The 12,972-nt window shown below is 69.4% G+C and carries 15 protein-coding genes and 1 riboswitch; of the genes, 7 read left to right on the plus strand and 8 right to left on the minus strand.

The window, feature by feature from the left end:
• A partial coding sequence (locus QR77_RS22440; protein WP_040023904.1) for an ROK family protein occupies positions 1–579 on the minus strand: 579 nt, incomplete at its 3' end.
• 401 nt (positions 580–980) lie between these two features.
• Between QR77_RS22440 and QR77_RS22445 the strand changes: the two genes are divergently transcribed.
• The 3 genes from QR77_RS22445 to otsB are packed head-to-tail and all read left to right on the plus strand — an operon-like array spanning position 981 to position 3,489.
• On the plus strand, positions 981–2,267 hold the full coding sequence (locus QR77_RS22445; RefSeq protein ID WP_040028464.1) for an extracellular solute-binding protein: 1,287 nt from the start codon (positions 981–983) through the stop codon (positions 2,265–2,267).
• Position 2,268: 1 nt separating this feature from the next.
• Positions 2,269–2,616, plus strand: a complete 348-nt coding sequence (locus tag QR77_RS43900) for a DUF3263 domain-containing protein (protein WP_040023906.1) — start codon at positions 2,269–2,271, stop codon at positions 2,614–2,616.
• A gap of 27 nt (positions 2,617–2,643) precedes the next feature.
• On the plus strand, positions 2,644–3,489 hold the full coding sequence (otsB, locus tag QR77_RS22455; protein WP_040023908.1) for a trehalose-phosphatase: 846 nt from the start codon (positions 2,644–2,646) through the stop codon (positions 3,487–3,489).
• 112 nt (positions 3,490–3,601) lie between these two features.
• Here the strand turns inward: otsB and QR77_RS22460 are convergent, their stop codons facing one another.
• Positions 3,602–4,213, minus strand: a complete 612-nt coding sequence (locus tag QR77_RS22460) for a TetR/AcrR family transcriptional regulator (RefSeq protein ID WP_040023910.1) — start codon at positions 4,211–4,213, stop codon at positions 3,602–3,604.
• Positions 4,214–4,298: 85 nt separating this feature from the next.
• Between QR77_RS22460 and QR77_RS22465 the strand changes: the two genes are divergently transcribed.
• Positions 4,299–4,733, plus strand: a complete 435-nt coding sequence (locus tag QR77_RS22465; protein ID WP_040023912.1) for a nuclear transport factor 2 family protein — start codon at positions 4,299–4,301, stop codon at positions 4,731–4,733.
• 86 nt (positions 4,734–4,819) lie between these two features.
• Complete coding sequence (locus QR77_RS22470; RefSeq protein WP_040023913.1) at positions 4,820–5,575, plus strand: MBL fold metallo-hydrolase; 756 nt, start codon at positions 4,820–4,822, stop codon at positions 5,573–5,575.
• A 26-nt stretch (positions 5,576–5,601) separates the two neighbouring features.
• On the opposite strand, the gene QR77_RS22475 is transcribed toward QR77_RS22470, so the two are convergent.
• The gene (locus tag QR77_RS22475) at positions 5,602–7,014 is read right to left on the minus strand and encodes an RICIN domain-containing protein (RefSeq protein ID WP_040023915.1); all 1,413 of its coding nucleotides are present in this window, start codon (positions 7,012–7,014) and stop codon (positions 5,602–5,604) included.
• 428 nt (positions 7,015–7,442) lie between these two features.
• On the opposite strand from QR77_RS22475, the gene QR77_RS22480 reads away from it, so the two are divergent.
• Positions 7,443–7,874 carry a hypothetical protein gene (locus tag QR77_RS22480; protein WP_236710776.1) on the plus strand — a complete coding sequence of 144 codons (432 nt, stop codon included), beginning with the start codon at positions 7,443–7,445 and terminating at the stop codon, positions 7,872–7,874.
• A 27-nt stretch (positions 7,875–7,901) separates the two neighbouring features.
• Here QR77_RS22480 and QR77_RS22485 read toward each other — a convergent pair whose 3' ends face one another.
• The 5 genes from QR77_RS22485 to QR77_RS22505 all read right to left on the minus strand — a co-directional run bounded on the left by QR77_RS22485 (position 7,902) and on the right by QR77_RS22505 (position 11,389).
• Positions 7,902–9,353, minus strand: a complete 1,452-nt coding sequence (locus QR77_RS22485; protein WP_040023919.1) for a trehalose-6-phosphate synthase — start codon at positions 9,351–9,353, stop codon at positions 7,902–7,904.
• A gap of 94 nt (positions 9,354–9,447) precedes the next feature.
• On the minus strand, positions 9,448–9,867 hold the full coding sequence (locus QR77_RS22490) for a PIN domain nuclease (RefSeq protein WP_040023921.1): 420 nt from the start codon (positions 9,865–9,867) through the stop codon (positions 9,448–9,450).
• Positions 9,867–10,121, minus strand: a complete 255-nt coding sequence (locus QR77_RS22495; RefSeq protein WP_040023923.1) for a type II toxin-antitoxin system VapB family antitoxin — start codon at positions 10,119–10,121, stop codon at positions 9,867–9,869. Before QR77_RS22495 ends, QR77_RS22490 begins: the two co-directional genes overlap by 1 nt.
• 87 nt (positions 10,122–10,208) lie before the next feature.
• Positions 10,209–10,406 (minus strand): hypothetical protein, encoded by a 198-nt coding sequence (locus tag QR77_RS22500; RefSeq protein WP_040023925.1) that lies wholly within the window; start codon positions 10,404–10,406, stop codon positions 10,209–10,211.
• Between the two features lie 38 nt (positions 10,407–10,444).
• Positions 10,445–11,389 (minus strand): glucosyl-3-phosphoglycerate synthase, encoded by a 945-nt coding sequence (locus QR77_RS22505; protein ID WP_040028465.1) that lies wholly within the window; start codon positions 11,387–11,389, stop codon positions 10,445–10,447.
• Positions 11,390–11,557: 168 nt separating this feature from the next.
• Positions 11,558–11,685, plus strand: a riboswitch (SAM riboswitch).
• Between the two features lie 15 nt (positions 11,686–11,700).
• Here QR77_RS22505 and thrC point away from each other — a divergent pair.
• On the plus strand, positions 11,701–12,972 hold a 1,272-nt coding region (gene thrC, locus QR77_RS22510; protein ID WP_040023927.1), incomplete at its 3' end, for a threonine synthase.

Raw genomic sequence — 12,972 nt, forward strand, 5'->3', positions numbered from 1 at the left:
CACGGCGGCGGCCGAGGCGATGGTCTCCATGCAGCCGCGCTGGCCGCAGCCGCACTCCGGCCCGTCCGGGCGGACCACGACGTGGCCGATCTCGCCCGCGTACCCGTGGGCACCGGCCTCGATGGCGCCGTTGATGCCGATGGCCCCGGCGATGCCCGTACCCAGCGGGATGAAGAGGAACCGGTCGGCGCCCTTGCCTGCGCCGAGCCGCCCTTCGGCGAGCCCTCCCGTACGTACGTCGTGCCCGAGCGCGACCGGCACTCCGCCCAGCCGTTCGGCGAGCAGGTCACGCATCGGCACGTTGTCCCAGCCGAGGTTGGCCGCGTACACGGCGATCCCGTTCTCGGCGTCGACGATGCCGGGGATGGCGACCCCGGCGGCGAGCGCGCCTTCACCGAAGTGCTCGGCTCCGTGATCGCGCAGGTCGGCGGCGAAGGACAGGATCGTCTCGACGACGGCGTCGGGTCCGCGCTCTCTGCCGGTCGGCCGGCGCGCTTCGTACAGCAGCGCGCCGTCCGCCCCGACCAGGGCGGCTTTCATGCCGGTGCCGCCCACATCGAGGGCGATGACGTGTTTCACGGAAGACAGTCTCGCGCGTGTACCGGTGAAAGGTCTAGTCCACTGTCCGCCACAGTGCGGGTCGTCAGCAGGCCGGCGAGGAGCCGGGCAGATGCTTTTCGGACGCCCGACTGCCCCCTGACGACCCTCTGACGACCCCCGGGCGGGGGCGGTACGGCGCGATGGGGCGTGGCTCAATGTTCCGATCTCATACAAACGCGGGACGAACATGTCATGCGCCACACCACGGGACAGACGTTGCCGAAGCGAAACCGGAATGATGTAGACCGCTAACCGGCCAGTGGGGGAAAATCGCCTGCGCCATCACGATCACGGGCCCGTCCAGGGCAGGGCCTGTCACGGGAACCGACGGGGCCCCGCGGCCAACTGCGGGCGCCTTGCGGGCATCTGGAAGAACAGAGATAGGGACCACGTCTGTGCGGCAGCGTTTTCTGGGAGCGGCCACGGCGATAGCCGTGGTGGGTACGTCGATGGGGCTGGCCGGATGTGGTGGTTCCAACGGCGCCGCCAAAGATGTCACCCTCAAGCTGGTGGCGGCGGATTACGGCAACAGCCCCGCCAACAGTTCGAAGAAGTACTGGAGCGCGCTGGCCGACCAGTTCGAGGCGAAGAACCCGGGCATCAAGGTCGACGTCGACGTCCGGTCGTGGGTGACGGTCGACAGTGACGTAGCGGCGATGGTCAAGAAGCACCAGGCTCCCGACATCGCGCAGATCGGCTCGTACGCCGGCTACGCGAAGCAGGGCGATCTCTACAGCGCCGACGAACTGCTCGACATCCCCACCCAGTCCAACTTCCTGACCCAGCTCTCCGAAGCGGGACAGGTCGACCAGGTCCAGTACGGGATGCCGTTCGTCGCCTCCACCCGGCTGCTCTTCTACAACAAGAAGCTGTTCGACCAGGCGCACGTGGAAGCCCCGAAGACCTGGTCCGACATCAAGACCGACGCCGAGGCGCTCAAGCAGCAGGGCGTCACCACTCCCTTCGCGCTGCCGCTGGGGCCCGAAGAGGCGCAGGCCGAGTCGATGATGTGGATGCTGAGCGGCGGGGGCGGGTACACCAGGGACACCGACGGGTCGTACAACATCGACGGTGCCGAGAACATAGACACCTTCAAGTGGCTCCAGCAGAACCTGGTCGGACCGGGGCTCACCGGGCCCGTCGCGCCCGACAAGCTGAACCGCACGCCCGCGTTCAAGGCTTTCACCAGCGGCAAGGTGGGTATGCTCAACGGCCACCCGACGCTGCTGCACGAGGCGGAGAAGGCCGGTATCAAGGTCGGGATGGTGCCACTGCCGGGGATGACGGGGCCGTCGAAGGCGTCGATGGGGGTGGCCGACTGGATCATGGGTTTCAAGCAGAACGGCCACGCCAAGGAGATCGGCAAATTCCTCGACTTCGCGTACAGCGACAAGAACGTCATGAAGTTCGTCGGACAGTACGACCTGCTGCCGGTGACCTACAGCGCCAACGACGTGATGTCCGCCGACCCCAAGTACAAGGACCTGAAGCAGTTCGAGTCCGCGCTGCCCAGCTCCCAACTGCCCCCGGTCGACAAGACCTCGTGGTCGGCCGTGAGCGAGAGCATCAAGAAGGACATCGGCAAGGCGGTGGAGCCGGGAGCGAGTCCGGCGAGCGTCCTCGGCGGGATCGCGCGGAAGGCGACGGCGGCGGAGAGCGCGGACTAGCGTGACGGACGTCCCGGAGCCCGGACCGGAGCCCGCTGAGCCGCCTGCCTCGGCCGAACCTGCCGAACCTGTCGAGCCGCCCGGCTCGGCCGAACCCGCCGAGCCGCCCGAGCCCGCCGAGCCCGCCGAGCTCTCCGACCGGGACCGGGCGCTCCTCGCGCTGGAGCAGCGCGGCTGGCCGGGCCCCGGTGCCAAGGAGCGGGCGATCAGGGAGCAGCTCGGCATCTCGCCGACCCGCTACTACCAGCTCCTGAGCGCGCTCCTCGACGACCCGAGGGCCGCCGAGCACGCCCCGGTGACGGTGAACAGGCTCCGCAGGGTCAGACAAGCGCGCAGGGACCAGCGCTGAGCGGCCCCGGCCGATAGGCTCATCGGCATGGGCAGCACACCGCACTCCCTGCCGGAGCCGGCCACCGCCGCGGGCGCCGAAGGCCTCGCCGCGCTTCTCGCGCGGCCGGACAAAGCAGTCGTGGTCCTCGACTTCGACGGCACACTCGCCGACATCGTGCCCGACCCGGAACAGGCGCGCGCCCACCCGCGCGCCGTTCCGGCGCTCGCCGCGCTCGCGCCACGGGTCGCCTCCCTGGCGATCCTCACCGGCAGGCCGGCCGGGGTGGCCGTACGGTACGGCGGCTTCGCCGGCGTACCCGGCCTCGACCACCTCGTGGTCCTCGGCCACTACGGCGCCGAGCGCTGGGACGCGGTCACCGGTACGGTCAACACCCCCGACCCGCACCCGGGAGTCGCCGCGGCACGCGCCGAACTCCCCGGGTTCCTCGACACGTTCGGCGCCTGGCGCGGCACCTGGATCGAGGAGAAGGGCCAGGCGGTCGCCGTCCACACCCGTAGGGCCGGGGACCCGGAGGCCGCCTTCGAGGCGCTCCGCGCACCCCTGTCCGAACTGGCCGCCCGCCACGGCCTGATGCTGGAGCCCGGCCGCATGGTCCTGGAGCTGCGCCCGCCGGGCGTGGACAAGGGCGTGGCGCTCACCGCGTACGTACACGAGACCGGCGCCGAGACGGTCGTCTACGCCGGCGACGACCTCGGCGACCTCGCGGCCTACGCGGCGGTGGACAACCTGCGCGCCGAGGGCCACCCGGGCCTGTTGATCTGTAGTGGCGGCACGGAGGTCCCGGAGGTCGCCTCCCGCGCCGACCTCGTACTCCCGGGCCCGGGAGCGGTCGCCGACTTCCTCGCGGAGGTCGCCCGGCACGTCCACTGATTCGCACCTCGCACCTCGCACCTCGCACGATTCACGCCACGCGACCGGCTGCCAGGCCCGGCCGCCGCCGACGCGGCAGATGAGATCGGCCACCGCGAGCAGGGCAGCACGTTTACGGGGTTGCCGTGCCGGCGGTACCGGTCCCGAGGGTCAGTGCTTGGGTGAGTGCGGCGCGGGTGTCGTCCGCCAGGGTGCGCGGATTGTTGCCGAGGCGTTTGGCGGTCTGGAAGCAGGCAAGCGCGATCTGGCCGGCGAGGACGGCGGTTGCTTCATCGCATCCACGTCGGATGAGCAGTTCGCTCAGCTTGTCCCCGAACTGCTGCATCTTCACGGCGTCGCGGTCGCGCAGTTCCGGGTGCTGCCCGATCAACACGAAGTGGCGCGTGTAGCCCGCGGGGTCGGCGGTCGCCCGGGCGCACAGGGCGAGCAGGACCGGGCCCAACTGCTCGACGCCCTCGGTGACGCTCCGCGGAGGCGGGGCGTTGTCCGCCTGGCCGGCCGCGGCGACCAGGTCGAGCAACTCCTGCTCCCTGGCGAACACGACCTCCTGCTTGTCGCGGAAGTGGCGGAAGAACGTGGTGCGTCCGACCTCGGCGCGTTCGGCGATGTCGCTGACCGAAACGCCGTCGAAGCTGTGCTCCTGGAACAGCTCCTCGGCGGCCTCGATGATGCGCTGCCGCGCCTGACGCTGCTTGCGTTCGACAAGAGGCCGCGACGAGGTCATGCCCGGAGCATACCCCCGACGGTTGCCGTCCCGGAAGGAACTCAGTATGTTTTGGTACCTAGTACCAACACGAACGGAGAATCTTATGGTGCGCGAACTGACCACAGAAGACCACCGGACCATCGACCGGACCCTGGCTCTGGCGGGACACATCTTCGACCGGGGCGAGCTGGACCGGCTTGAGGAGATCTTCACGCCCGAGGCCGTCTACGACCTCAGCGACGTGGGAGCCGGCACGTTCGAGGGCATCGCGGCGATCAGAAACGGTGCCCTCAAGCTCGGCGCCGGCAACCCCATCGCGCACCACATCACGAACATCGTGATCACCGGTCACGAGGACGACCAGGCCACCGCGCGGTCCAAGGGGCTCATCATCATGGCCGACGGATCCGTCGGCAGCGTGACGCACCGCGACACCCTGCGGCACGAGAACAGCGGTTGGCGGATCAGCCGGCGCGTCATCCTCGCGCAGCGCACACCGCTCGGCGGCCTGCACCTGAGGCATGCGGCCGGGCGCTGAGCGCGCAGCCCGCCCGCGCGGACCGAACCGCGATCGACCTGCCCGCCTCAATATCCATCGCCCGCCCGCCCGATGAGGAGAACCCCATGACCGAGCTGCTCGTCATCACCCGGATCACCCACAGTTGCCACCTGATCCAGATCGGCGGCCTGACCGTGCTGACCGACCCCTGGTTCTCCCACCGCACCTTCTACCACCCGGGCGAGCCGATCGCCCTGCAGCCCGAGGCACTGCCGCACCTCGACGCGGTCGTGATCAGCCACGAGCACTACGACCACTGCGACCTGGACGCCTTCAGCCGCTATCCCCGCAAGGACGTGCCGCTACTGGTCGCCGGACCGGTCCTTGAGAAGGCTCGTAAGGCGGGATTCAGCAACGTCCGCGCGCTCAAGCCGTGGCAATCCGCGCGGGTCGGCGACCTGACCATCGCCGCGGCGCCCGGCAAACACGGCGTCTACGAGGTCACCTATGTGATCAGCGGCGGCGGGCGCAGCGTCTACTTCGCCGGAGACACCCTGCTCATCCCGGAGCTGCACACCCTCACCGACCGCTACGGCCCACTCGACGTCGCACTGCTCCCCGTCAACGGCCTGCACATCCGGATGCCACGCAGCAGGCAGGTCGTCATGAACGCCGAAGAGGCCGCCGAACTCACCGCCACCCTCCGCCCCAAACTCGCCATCCCCCAGCACTACGCCTTCACCGGCGGCACCGTGGGCGACCGGTTCTTCCTCAAGAGCGACAAGGATCCCGCCCTCTTCGTCGACGCCGTCCACCGCCTCGTCCCGGACGTCCCGGTCAAAGTCATCAACCCCGGCGAACCACTGACCATCGCCCCCTGACCGGGCAAACATTCCCTGATACGGCACTAGCTGGTCTGCTTCTCGAACTTCCATTCACGGTCGTCGTTGTTGACGCAGTCCAGAATGGTGAGAATGGTGCTGTTGGCGCGGGCCTTGCCGTCGGCATCGTTGAGGAACCCGTCGACGTTCAGACACAGATGACCGCTGGCGTAGTTGCGGATCCAGTACCCGCCGTCCGACTGCTTGTCGAGCCACCAGAGCTGGTTGTCCGCCTTCGTACCCGTACAGGCGAACTCATTCAGCGCGGTGTGGCCAGGCTCCGGACCGCCCCCCGGCAGGTCCATGCAGAGGTCGGACTTCACATTGCGGATCTGGAAGAGACTGTTGTCGCTCGGGCCGCCCTTCGGGTAGCGGACCTCAAGATCCCAGAGCTGGTTGTCCTGGTTCGTACCGTCGCAGGTGAACTGGTCCACCGCATCACCGGGGTTGGTCTGCTCGCCTCCCGGCACGTCGACGCACTTGTCCGTCTCCGTGTTCCTGATCAGTACGTTCTTCTGGTCCGCGGGATCCGGGGCCTGCTTGGGCTTGGACTTGGGCTTGGGGTCGCCACCGCCACCACCCGCTTCGGCGGCCGGCGCCGACGGCGAGGCCGCCGGCGCGCTGGGGAGGGGCGAGAGCGCTGGCGGGTTCGGGAGGGCGCTGGCGGCCGCCTCGTCGGTCTTTGCCATGGCGAGGCTCTGGACCTGCGGTTTGTACGCGAACCACGCGATGACGGACATCACGGTGAGCGCCAGCAGAACGCTCAGAAATGTGGCGAGCCAGCGCGGCAGGAACCCCATCTGCACATAGGTGCCTTCCACCTGGTGGGGGGCGACCCCCGAGCGCTGGACGGCCAGTTGGTAGGGGCGGTTCTGTTTGCGTCCGAACCAGGCGATCTGGCGGGGGCGGACGGTGGCCTTGACGAAGGTGGCCCTGCCGGGTTCGATCTGGACGTTGGCCGGGTGGATCTCGTACGAGAGCTGGTCGCCGCTCTCGCTGCCGTTGACGAAAGCGCTGAGTCTGGTGTTGCCGAGGTTGTCGATGGCGAGCTTCGGGCGTCCGCTGAAGCGGCCCTTGACGGTGTGCGGAACCAGCTCCGCGCGTATCTCGCTGAAGGGCGTGATGGTGAGATTGCCCTCGGGGACGGTGGTCGCCTCGGGGTGTTCGGTGGGAATGATCTGGACACCGTAAGGGTTCGGCCCCGCCTTGGCGTCGGGAGTCCGGGGCGGTGCGAAGGTGAGCGCCACGGTTCCGGTGGTGCCGGGGAAGAGCCGGAGGACCGGCGGTTCGACCGTGACGTACGGAGCGATATCACCGACGGGTACGAAGCGGTACTCGTCAACGACATCGCCGGTGTTACGCAGCCTTAGCCGCACGGTGGCTGTGCTGCCGGGGTCCACCGTGGTGGACGCGGGTTCCAGCGAGGTCCAGATACTCACGCGCCGGAGACTAGCGGCAGGGCCGACACCGCGTCACCATGCACAGGGGCACGGCTGTTGCCCGTGACAGCCGTCGCGGGCCCCACGCGTTGCCTTCCCCCGGGGCTGTCGGCCCTGCCGCGACGGGCGCGGCCCGTCCGCCGCCCCGCGGTGACGGGCGGCTGACCCACTCCGGTGCCCAAAGCCGGACTGCCCTCGCGGACACGGATCATGCCCCCGAAAAGGTACGGAGGAACATGTCGCGGACACGGCACCTACGAGTGGCCGCCTTCCTCGTGAGCGCTGCCCTCCCCCTGGCCGCCTGCGGTGAACAGCGCGCCGCGGACCCGGCGGCGGTCGGCTCGGCCCCGCGTTCCAGCCTCAGTGCCCCGCCTTCCAGCCCCAGTGCCCCGCCTTCCAGCCCCAGTGCCCCGGCTGCCTCGCCGTATGTGGAGCCCGGCGCCGGCGACGGTGCCCCTCACTACCGTGACAACAACGGATTCCGCCTCCCGGCGAAAATGTCCCCGGCCGGCGCGGAGGAAGCGCGGAAGGAGGCCGATCGCATCGAGCCTGTCGTCAAGCGGCTCTGGGAAGCCGGGACATGGGATCCGAAGAGCGTGCGCACGGCGCTGCTCAAGCTCGGGTACCAGGAGGAACGGACCGGGCCGAAGGGGGAGCGGCTCGGCGGCACGCTCACCGTGCGCACGATGGACCCACGCTTCGAGACCGACCACTACGTCACGCCCGAGGGCGCCCTGATCGGTCTCCGCGTCCATGACGACGCCTGCGTCACCGCATTCGTACAGAAGACCAACTACGAGGTGAAGACCAACGGCCCCTTCCCCGGCACCGGCTGCTTCGAGCCGCGGGCCGGCCACTGACAGGGCCTGGCCCGCGGGGGCGGCCGGTCACAGCTCGCGCAGCGCCGTGAGCTGGTCCAGGAACCAGCGCTGCGGCGGCAGCGCCGTCGCCGCCGCCGACAACCGCTTCGTCCGTTCCGCGCGCTCGTCCGGTGCCATCGTCAGCGCCTCCAGCAGCGCCGAAGCGGTGGCCGACACGTCGTACGGGTTCACCACCAGGGCGTCGTCGCCCAACTCCTCGTACGCGCCGGCCTCGCGCGACAGCACCAGCACACAGCCGTCGTCCGAGACCACCGGGATCTCCTTGGCCACCAGGTTCATGCCGTCGCGGATCGGGTTGACCAGCGCCACGTCCGCCAGCCGGTACGCCGCCAGCGAGCGCGCGAAATCGTCCTTGACGTGCAGGACCACCGGCAGCCAGCCCTCCGTGCCGAACTCCTCGTTGATCTCGTCGGCGACCCGCTGCACCTCCGCCGTGTACTCGCGGTAGACCGCCAGATCCTGCCGGGACGGGTACGCGAACGCGACATGGACCACGCGTTCGCGCCATTCGGGGCGGTCGGTCAGCAGCCGCCGGTAGGCGAGCAGGCCGCGCACGATGTTCTTCGACAGCTCCGTCCGGTCCACGCGGACGATCGTCTTCCGGTCCGCGCCGCCGATCTGCTCGCGCAGCGCGGCCATCCGGTCGTCCACATCGGCCCGGTGCGAGCGCTCGCGCAGGAAGTCCCCGTCGGCGCCGAGCCCGTGCACCCCGATCCGGGTGTTGCCGGTCCCGCCCAGCAGCTCCGTGCAGCACGCGGTGAACGCGTCGGCCCACCGCCGGGTCAGGAACGCCGCGCGGTCGGCGCCCAGGATGCCGCGCAGCAACTGGCGCGCGATGTCGTCCGGCAGCAGCTTGAAGTAGTCGACCGGCGCCCAGGGGGTGTGCGAGAAGTGCCCGATCCGCAGGTCGGGCCTCAGCGCCCGCAGCATGCCGGGCACCAGCGCCAGGTGGTAGTCCTGCACCAGGACGGCCGCGCCCTCGCCCGCGTCGTCGGCCAGTGCCTCGGCGAACGCGCGGTTGTACGCCTCGTACGACTCCCACTGCGCCCGGAACTCGGGGCCGAAGGCGGGCTCCAGCGGTGTCTGGTAGAGCAGGTGGTGGACGAACCAGAGCGTCGAGTTCGCCACGCCGTTGTACGCGTCCGCGTAGACGCCGGCCGGGATGTCCAGCATCCGTACGCGCTGCCCGCCGGTGTCGCCGCTGTCGAGGCGCCCGCCCGTACGCCGTACGGCCTCGCGGTCGCCGTCGCCGAGCGCGGCGCACACCCAGACCGCGTCGGTGTCGGGGCCGATGGCCGACAGGCCCGACACCAGACCCCCGCCGCCACGCTTGGCCTCCAGCGCCCCGTCGTCACGGAGCGTGTACGAGACGGGGCCCCGGTTGGAAGCGACGAGGACCTGGGCGGCGATCCGGGCGGTGACCGGAGGGGTGACTGGGGCGGCGTGCTCGGAAACCATGTGCCGAACCTAGCCCGTCCCGGAAACGCTCAAACGTACGGATGGGTCCGTTGCGACGGATGTGGCCGATCGCGGGCGGCTCGGCCGTGTGGTGTTACCGGTCGGCGCTGCCGGGTGGGACGACCCATTCGGTGGGCCGGCCGGTGAGGGAGGCGATCATGTCGAAGTCGCCGTCGTAGTGGAGGACCGTCCGCCGGTTCAGTTCGGCGGTCGCGGCGATGAGCAGATCGGGGAGGGACAGCGCGCGGTGGAAGCCCGCGTTGAGTGCGTGCCGCTGAATCTCAAGGGCGCGGGTGAAGATTTCCCCGTCGCAGTGGAGGTAGTCGAAGGCGTGGAGCCAGGTGCTGATCCGCGTGGCCTCCGTGCTGTCCCGTGCGGAGTGGATCATCTCGTGCTCGGTGGGCTGGCACACGGCGAGGAGACAGCGCTCGTGGAGAGGCTTGAGCACCTCTCTGACGATCGGTTTTGTCCACCGTGCGAGGGCGGACTTGTCGATCAGGTAGCGGTCCTGCATCAGGCGGCCCGGCCCCCGTTGTGGTCGCCGTCGCGCTTGAGGGAGCCGTCGGTGTTGCGAGGGCCGGTGGTTTCGATGATCTCGCTGAAGTCGAGTTCGCCTGCGTCCATGGCGTCGAAGAACTCTTGCCGCAGGTGTCGCTTGACGGCGTCCTCCATGGCGATGCGCACGGCCTTGGCCTTCGTTTTGGTGCCGAAGATGCGCATGGCCTCGGCAACCATGTCCTCGTCGAGGTCGATAACGGTTCTAGCCATGTGGACGGTCCCTCCACCGATACCCTTTTCGCCATAACGATACCGCTATCCGCCTGGAAACGATATCGTTTTGGGTTGGCGGGCGGTTCAGTCGCGTCCCCGTCCGCGCGCCGCCGCGATGGCCACCACGCCGGCTCCCATCAGGGCGAGAGCGATGCCGCCCAGCAGCCAGAGCTGTTCGGTGAGGCCGCTGCCGGCGGCGCTCGCGCTGCCTCCGGCTTCGGTGAGCTGCCCGAGCTGCCCGAACCGTACGAGCGCGGACGCGGAGAGGGACTGAATATCCATAAAAGCGCAATATAGGAAAACTCGACCGCCGGGGTCGGTTACGCCGCGCGACCGTCCGGGTACTCGTCGATCTCCCGCACCGGCGGCCGCTCCTCCGTATCCACCGCGTGCGTGCGCGCCACGAATCCCTCCGCGCCGCGCTCGAACTGCGTCAGCTCCGGCCGCACCAGATGACCGCGCGACAGCCGGAGCTGCGCCGTACGGTAGATCGCCGCCGCCATCCGCCCCAGCGCCCGGTCGTCCTGGTGGCGGTGGATCCGTACCCCGACGTCGACCTGTCCGAGCGCGTCCAGACCCACCGTGTGCAGCGCGTCGACGAGCAGCCCGAGTTCCACGCCGTACCCGACGGGGAAGGGCAGCCGCTCCAGCAGCGAGCGGCGCGCCGCGTACTCGCCGCCCAGCGGCTGCACGAAGCCCGCGAGGCGGGGCCAGTGCAGATTCAGCAGCGGGCGCGCCACCAGCTCGGTCACCCGGCCGCCCTGGCCGGCCGCCCCGTCGAGCGGCCGGTCGTACATCGCCTTCACGAAGTGCAGATCCGGCTCGGTCAGCAGCGGCCCCACGATCCCCGACACGAAATCGGCCGAGAACTCCTGGAGGTCCGCGTCGACGAAGCAGACGATGTCCCCGCTCGTCACGAGCAGCGAGCGCCAGAGCACCTCGCCCTTGCCCGGCACCGCCGGCATCCGGGGCAGGATCGTGTCCCTGTGCACCACGCGCGCCCCGGCCTCGGAAGCGACCTTCGCCGTCCCGTCCATGGAACCGGAATCAATCACCACCAGTTCGTCGACCAGCGGCACCGCCTCCATCAGCTCGCGCCGGATGACGGCGACTATCGCGCCGACCGTCTCCTCCTCGTCGAGCGCGGGCAGGACCACGCTGACGGTGGTCCCCCGGGCGGCCTTGGCAGCCAGGAGTTGGTCGAGCGTACGGTCGGCGGCGGACCAGGAACGCCTGGTCAGCCAGCGTTCCACCTCTTCCAGCACGGTCGGCACTCCCTGAACGTGATCCATCTCGCGTTGCGGACGGCTATCTCAACCGTCCGGTCCTTCGGTTACAGTCTTGAACAACGCCCATGACCTCCGCATGCCGGGGGTAGGTAGGCGGTACAGAGTTAAACAAACGCGGCCGGAGCCCGGTTCCGGTCGTCATAGCGCTCATCCAGAGGGGCAGAGGGAACGGCCCGTTGAAGCCCCGGCAACCCTCCCGCCGACCGCGAGGTCACGGTGGGGAAGGTGCCAATTCCGTCTTGCGGCGAAATGCGTCGCGAGGAAGATGAGGAAAGGGCCTCGCCTTCATGGCTGTGCAGACTGTCCACAACAACGCCGGTAGCGCCGACAATTCGAGCGGCCCGGTGGATCTCGGACCCGCCGCCGCCCTCTCGTGCCGCGAATGCGGAGAACGCTTCGAACTCGGCCCGATCTTCGCCTGTGCGAGCTGTTTCGGCCCGCTCGAAGTGGCGTACAACCTGCCGACGAGCGGCCCCGAGGACCTGAAGAAGCGGATCGCCGCGGGTCCCAACAACATCTGGCGCTACGCGCCGCTGCTGCCCGTCCCCGCCGACGTGGCCTCGAAGCCGAACATCAACCCCGGCTTCACCAAGCTCGTCAAGGCCGACAACCTCGCCCGCGAACTGGGCATCACCGGCGGCCTCCACGTCAAGGACGACTCCGGCAACCCGACGCACTCCTTCAAGGACCGCGTCGTCGCCATCGCCGTCGAGGCCGCACGCGCCTTCGGCTTCACGACCCTCTCCTGCTCCTCGACGGGCAACCTCGCGGGCGCCGTCGGCGCGGCCGCCGCCCGCGCCGGGCTGCGCTCCTGCGTCTTCATCCCGCACGACCTGGAGCAGGGCAAGGTCGTCATGGCCGCCGTCTACGGCGGTGAACTCGTCGGTATCGAGGGCAACTACGACGACGTCAACCGCTTCTGCTCGGAGCTGATCGGCGACCCGCTCGGCGAGGGCTGGGGCTTCGTCAACGTCAACCTCCGCCCGTACTACGGCGAGGGCTCGAAGACGCTCGCCTACGAGATCTGCGAGCAGCTCGGCTGGGAGCTGCCCGACCAGATCGTCATCCCGATCGCCTCGGGATCGCAGCTCACGAAGATCGACAAGGCTCTCCAGGAGCTGATCAAGCTGGGCATGGTCGAGGACAAGCCCTACAAGATCTTCGGCGCCCAGGCCGAGGGCTGCTCGCCGGTGTCCACCGCCTTCAAGGCCGGACTCGACGTCGTACGGCCGCAGAAGCCCGACACCATCGCCAAGTCGCTGGCGATCGGCAACCCGGCCGACGGCCCGTACGTCCTGGACATCGCCCGCCGCACCGGCGGCGCCGTCGAGGACGTCAACGACGCGCAGATCGTCGACGCCATCAAGCTGCTCGCCCGCACCGAGGGGATCTTCGCCGAGACGGCGGGCGGGGTGACGGTCGGCGTGACGAAGAAGCTCATCGAGGCGGGCACGCTCGACCCGACGCTCTCCACCGTCATCCTCAACACCGGTGACGGCCTCAAGACGCTGGACGCCGTGGCCCCGACGACGGGACCGACGGCGACCATCCCGCCGAGC

It is taken from the genome of Streptomyces sp. 150FB (genome assembly GCF_000818195.1).
Lineage (GTDB): Bacteria > Actinomycetota > Actinomycetes > Streptomycetales > Streptomycetaceae > Streptomyces.

Bases quoted from the DNA above. Each gene is read 5' to 3' on its own strand.
- otsB (WP_040023908.1), top strand. From the start codon at position 2,644: ATGGGCAGCACACCGCACTCCCTGCCGGAGCCGGCCACCGCCGCGGGC.
- QR77_RS22460 (WP_040023910.1), bottom strand. From the start codon at position 4,213: ATGACCTCGTCGCGGCCTCTTGTCGAACGCAAGCAGCGTCAGGCGCGG.
- QR77_RS22465 (WP_040023912.1), top strand. From the start codon at position 4,299: ATGGTGCGCGAACTGACCACAGAAGACCACCGGACCATCGACCGGACC.
- QR77_RS22470 (WP_040023913.1), top strand. From the start codon at position 4,820: ATGACCGAGCTGCTCGTCATCACCCGGATCACCCACAGTTGCCACCTG.
- QR77_RS22485 (WP_040023919.1), bottom strand. From the start codon at position 9,353: ATGGTTTCCGAGCACGCCGCCCCAGTCACCCCTCCGGTCACCGCCCGG.
- QR77_RS22490 (WP_040023921.1), bottom strand. From the start codon at position 9,867: ATGCAGGACCGCTACCTGATCGACAAGTCCGCCCTCGCACGGTGGACA.
- QR77_RS22495 (WP_040023923.1), bottom strand. From the start codon at position 10,121: ATGGCTAGAACCGTTATCGACCTCGACGAGGACATGGTTGCCGAGGCC.
- QR77_RS22500 (WP_040023925.1), bottom strand. From the start codon at position 10,406: ATGGATATTCAGTCCCTCTCCGCGTCCGCGCTCGTACGGTTCGGGCAG.